This is a genomic window from Sphingomonas sp. (assembly GCF_013812825.1).
Lineage (GTDB): Bacteria > Pseudomonadota > Alphaproteobacteria > Sphingomonadales > Sphingomonadaceae > Sphingomicrobium.
This window is the reverse complement of sequence record NZ_JACCSU010000041.1, coordinates 1-5,290: the sequence shown is the minus strand read 5'-3', so window position 1 is coordinate 5,290 and position 5,290 is coordinate 1. Positions and strand designations below refer to the sequence as shown.

Below are 5,290 nucleotides of genomic sequence, written 5' to 3'. Positions count from 1 at the left end.
CGTCAACCCTGGCTCGCCCAATTTCATTGCGCCGGTCGTCGCGCCTGGGGCCGCATTCAATCTCAACCCGGCGGCCGACACCGGCCGGTGCGACGAGAGCGACTTGGGTTGGGGCGTGCGTTCGCAGGGCGTCGAGCTCGAGGCGATGGTCATGCCGATGCGCGATCTTAGGCTCAACCTCGGCCTGACCTACGCGCAGACCAAATATCGCAAGAATTTGGTCGGTGACGACGAGGGCACTCCGCTCAGCCCAGCGCTTCGAATGCTTCCGGGCGACAACATTTCCAACGCTCCGAAGACCGTCGTCACCGGCGCGCTGGCCTGGACTCCGCCGATCGGCAATTCGGGCGTCAGCGGACTGTTCTACGTCGATGCTCGGATGAGCGGCGGCTACAACACCGGCTCGGACCTGTTCCCGCAAAAAGAGCAGGACCGCTTCACCGTGGTCAATGGACGGATCGGCGTTCGCGGGCCGGACGATGCCTGGTCGGTCGAGCTGTGGGGCCAGAATCTGTTCAACAAGGACTATGCGCAGGTCGCGTTCAACACCCCGTTCCAGGCGGGCGGTTCGACGACCCCGCCGTTTGCGCCGGGCTTCACCTTGGCGCCGTTCATCGATCCGCAGTTCCCGGGCGGCCGGCAGCTGTTCTCGCAGTTCCTGGCCGAGCCGCGGACCTATGGACTGACCCTGCGCGCGAAGTTCGGTCCGAGCCGGGCATCGGGGCCTGCCTATGTTGCCCCGCCGGCGCCGCCGCCGCCTCCGGCGACGCAGGTTTGCCCGGATGGAAGCGTGATCGATGCTGGGGCGTTCTGCCCGGCGCCGCCACCGCCACCTCCGCCGCCGCCGAGCGGGCAGCGGGGCTGATCGAGCCAATGCTGTAAAATGGGGAGGGCCTCGCCGGCAGCGGCGGGGCCCGTTCCTTTGTCAGGCAGCCTTCGCTTGCCCGGGATCGCCGGCCGCGGCGAGCAATGCGGATCGCAGCTCGGCGGCATCGTCGGAGCCGAGCTTCCTGCCGTCCGCCCGGGTCAAATAAAAGACGTCGACGGCGCGCTCGCCATAGGTCGCGATGTGGGCGGAATGGATCCGGTGCCCGCAATCGTGGATCGCCCGCGCCAGTGCGGCGAGGAGCGCGTTTCGGTCGAGCGCATTGACCTCGACCACCGTCGTCCGGCTCGACGCGCGCTCGGCGATCACCACCGACGGAGCGACCCGGAACGCGGCGGCCCGCGATCCGCTGCGTTCGCCGACGGGCAGACGCGGCGTTTGGGAGCTGGCGAGCGCCGCCTCGACCGAGCGCACCAGACGGTTGCGCAGCCGGCGATCGGAATAGGCGCGGCCCTGGCTGTCGAGGACCAGCAGATTGTCGAGCGCCATTCCGTCGCGCGTCGTATGGACCCGGGCGTCGATGATGTTCGCGCCCGCCGCGGCGAGGCCGGCGCAGATCCGGTAGAACAGGCCCTCGCGATCCGGCGTGAAGACGCTGATCCGGGTCGCGTTGCTGTCGGCATCGTTCTCGGCGACGACGCTCGGCACCGGCTCCCCGATGCGCGCTTCGGCCTTGGCCACCTGGAGCGCATTGGCGACCTGCCATTCGAGCGGCTCGGCGAGCCAGTAGGCGTCGGGCAGCCGCTTGGCATAAGCGCGCGCGATCGCCGGCCGCCAGCCAAGCATCTTCGCCAGCTCCTTTTGCCGGGCGGCGATGAGATCACTGCGGCCGCGCTGCTTGTGGCCGAGGCGAAGCCGTTCCTCGGCGGCGTCGAACAGGGTTCGAAGGAGCACCCGTTTCCAGTCGTTCCAAACACCCGGGCCGACGGCGCGGATGTCGACCACGGTCAGGATCAGAAGCAGCCGCAACCGCTCCGGGCTTTGCACCTGGTGGACGAAATCCTCGATCGTCTTGGGGTCGGACAGGTCGCGCTTGAAGGCGGTCGACGACATCAGCAGATGATAGCGCACCAGCCACGACACCGTTTCCGTCTCGGCCGGGTCGAGCCCGAAGCGCGGACCGAGCTTCAGAGCGATCTCGGCGCCGATCACGCTGTGGTCGCCGCCGCGGCCCTTGGCGATGTCGTGCAGGAGAACCGCGACATAGAGCGTCCGGCGCGACGCGATCTGGCGGAACAGGGCCGTCGACAGCGGATGGTCCTTGGCAAGCTCGCCGCGCTCGATCGCCGCGAGCAGCCCGATCGCGCGGATCGAATGCTCGTCGACCGTATAATGGTGGTACATGTCGAACTGCATCTGCGCGACGACACGGCCGAAGTCGGGAACGAAGCGGCCGAACACGCCCGCCTCATTCATCCAGCGCAGCACGACGTCGGGCGCGTTGACGTTGCTCAGCACTTCCATGAACAGAGCATTGGCTCTGGCGTCGTCGCGGACTTTGGCGTTGATCAGCTTGGCATCGCGGGTCGCGGCGCGCATCGCGTTGGGATGGATGTCGAGCCGCTCGCGCGCGGCGAGCGCGAACAGCTCGAGCAACCGCACCGGGTCCTCGCGCAGGAACTTGTCGGACGGGATCGACAGCCGGCCGCGGTCGAGCGTGAAGCCGTTCAGTCGCTTGGGCCGGCGGCGGATCGTCGGCAGCGCGAAACGGAAGCCCTTCCTGCCCAATTGCTCGTCGAGCTGGGCGAGGAACAACCCGGTCAGGTCGCCGACCGTCTTGGCGTTCAAGAAGTAGAATTGCATGAATCGCTCGACCGCGGATTTTCCCGGCCGGTCGGCGTAATTCATCACCTGGGCGATGTGTTTCTGGTGATCGAAGCCGAGCCGCTCCTCGGCTCGCCCGGCAGCCACATGCAGGTGGCAGCGCACCGCCCACAGGAAGCGCTCGGAGCGTTCGAAGCTCTGGAATTCGCTCGCCGTCAGTAGCCCGGCGCCGACCAGGTCGGCGGGCCGCTCGACGTCGTGGACATATTTACCGATCCAGTAGAGCGTATGGAGGTCGCGAAGCCCGCCCTTGCCTTCCTTGACGTTGGGCTCGACGACGTAGCGGCTGTCGCCCATCTTGACGTGGCGGGCGTCGCGCTCGGCGAGCTTGGCGGCGACGAATTCGGCCGCGGTTCCAGTCACGACCTCCTTGCGGAAGCGCCGCATCGCAACGTCGAACAATCGCTCCTCGCCCCACAGCAACCGCGCCTCGAGCAGCGCGGTGCGCACCGTCATGTCCTTCTTCGCCAGCGCGATCAGCTCGTTCACCGAGCGCAGCGAATGACCGACCTTGAGGTTGAGCGCCCACAATATGTGGAGGATCGCTTCAGCCGCTTCGCCGTCCGCGCGTGTCGGCTTGGCCGCGGTCAGGAACATCAGGTCGACGTCGCTGTACGGCGCCATCTCGCCGCGCCCGGTGCCGCCGAGGCCAACCAGTGCGATGCCGTGCGTTTCAGGAGCGGTGGAATCGTAGGCCAGGCGGACGATCTGGTCGTGGAGGAAGGCCGTCGCCCGCGCCGCCGCTCGGCCGCGGCCGGGTTCTTCCGACAACCGCCTGGCGATTTCCTCCCGCCCGCAATCGAGCGCCTCGCGCAGGATCGCAGCGACCTGGTCGGGTCGGCGCTTGCCCGGCCGGACGGCGATGATGCGCTCGGCCAGCGCGCGCCGATCGATGATCGAGCGGCGGTTGTCGACGGGCTCGAGCACGCTCATCGCGAGCCACGTTCGGCAACGATGCACTTGAGCGCATACAGCTGCTCGAGCGCCTCGCGCGGCGACAGCGCATCGGGATCGATCGCGGCCAACGCATCGGCGAGCTCATCTCTGGGCCGTTCGGGTTCGCCCGCGGCTGCAAACAGCGGCAGATCGTCGAGCCCGGCGGCGATTCCGCCGGTTGCGTCGCGCCCCGCCTCGAGCTTGGCGAGCACCGATTTGGCGCGCGCGACCACCGACGGCGGCAGTCCGGCGAGCTTGGCGACCGCGATCCCGTAGCTGCGGTCGGCGGCGCCGTCCGCGACTTCGTGCAGAAGGACAAGGTCGCCTTTCCATTCGCGCGCCCGGACATGGTGGAGCGACAGGCAATCGAGGCGCCCGGCAAGCCGGGTCAGCTCGTGATAATGGGTCGCGAACAGGGTCCGGGACTGGAGCTGGTCGTGCATCGCCTCGACCACCGCCCAGGCAATCGCGAGCCCGTCATAGGTCGAAGTGCCGCGCCCGATCTCGTCGAGGATCACCAGGCTGCGCGGCGTCGCCTGGGCGAGGATCGCGGCGGTCTCGACCATTTCGACCATGAACGTCGATCGGCCACGGGCGAGATTGTCCGACGCTCCGACCCGGCTGAACAAGCGGTCGACGAGGCCGATCCGGGCGCGGGCCGCGGGGACGAAACCCCCAGCCTGGGCGAGCAAGGCGATCAGCGCGGTCTGGCGAAGGAAGGTCGATTTGCCGCCCATGTTGGGCCCGGTGATCAGCCACAGCCGGTCGCTGCTGCCCATCGACAGGTCGTTGGCGATGAACCGATCGCCGCCCGCGCTCAGCGCCGCCTCGACTACCGGATGCCGCCCGCCCTCGATTTCCAGGCACGGCTCCTCGGTCAGCTGCGGACGGGTCCAGCCGCCCTCGGCCGCGCGCGCCGCGTGGGAAGCGGCAACGTCGATGCGGGCGATCGCGTCGGCGGTCGCGGTGATTGCGGGAGCAGCGGCGACGGCGAGCCCGGTCAATTGCTCGGCATGCGCGGCCTCGGCTGCGAGCGCGTGCCCGCTGGCCTCGACCACGCGCGCGGCTTCGGTGTGGAGGTCGGGCGAGTTGAAGCGGACGACGCCGGCCAGCGTCTGGCGGTGGGTGAAGCCCGATTCGGCCGCCATCAGACGGTCGGCGTGCCGCGCCGAAACCTCGATATGATAGCCGAGCACGGCGTTGTGGCGGATCTTCAGCGACCCGATTCCGGTCGCCTCGCGGTAGCGGCTTTCGAGCGCGGCGATCGCGCGGCGGCCGTCGGACGATGCGGCGCGCAGCGCATCGAGCGCCTCGTCATAGCCTGCGGCGATATAGCCGCCCTTCGACGCGTCGATCGGCGGCGAGCCGACCAATGCCAAAGCCAGCTTGCCGATCAGCGCGTCATGCCCGCCGAGCCGCGGCAGCAGCGTTTCGAGCAATGGCGGCGAGTCGGGCTCGGCGGCAAGCTCGGCCTGGAGCGCGGCGGCGGCGGCGAGGCCGTCTCGAATCAACGCGAGGTCGCGCGGGCTGCCCCGCTGGGCCGCCAGCCGCGCCAGTGCCCGCGCGAAATCCGGCATTGCTTTCAACGCGACCCGCACCCGTTCGCGCCGCAGCGCGTCCTCGTGCAGCCACGCGACCATAGCC

2 protein-coding genes and 1 pseudogene are annotated in these 5,290 nt (G+C 68.9%); 1 reads left to right on the top strand and 2 read right to left on the bottom strand.

Annotation, left to right across the window (positions count from 1 at the left end; all coding sequences use genetic code 11):
* Positions 1 to 865, top strand: a pseudogene (locus H0T81_RS05285) (TonB-dependent receptor); the annotation flags it as partial.
* A gap of 60 nt (positions 866 to 925) precedes the next feature.
* Here H0T81_RS05285 and H0T81_RS05280 read toward each other — a convergent pair.
* Entirely contained in the window at positions 926 to 3,643 is a 2,718-nt protein-coding gene (locus tag H0T81_RS05280) for a [protein-PII] uridylyltransferase (RefSeq protein WP_294010581.1), read from the bottom strand.
* Positions 3,640 to 5,290 (bottom strand): DNA mismatch repair protein MutS (gene mutS, locus H0T81_RS05275; RefSeq protein ID WP_294010579.1); only part of this gene is annotated, 1,651 nt, incomplete at its 5' end. The genes H0T81_RS05280 and mutS, both read right to left, overlap by 4 nt.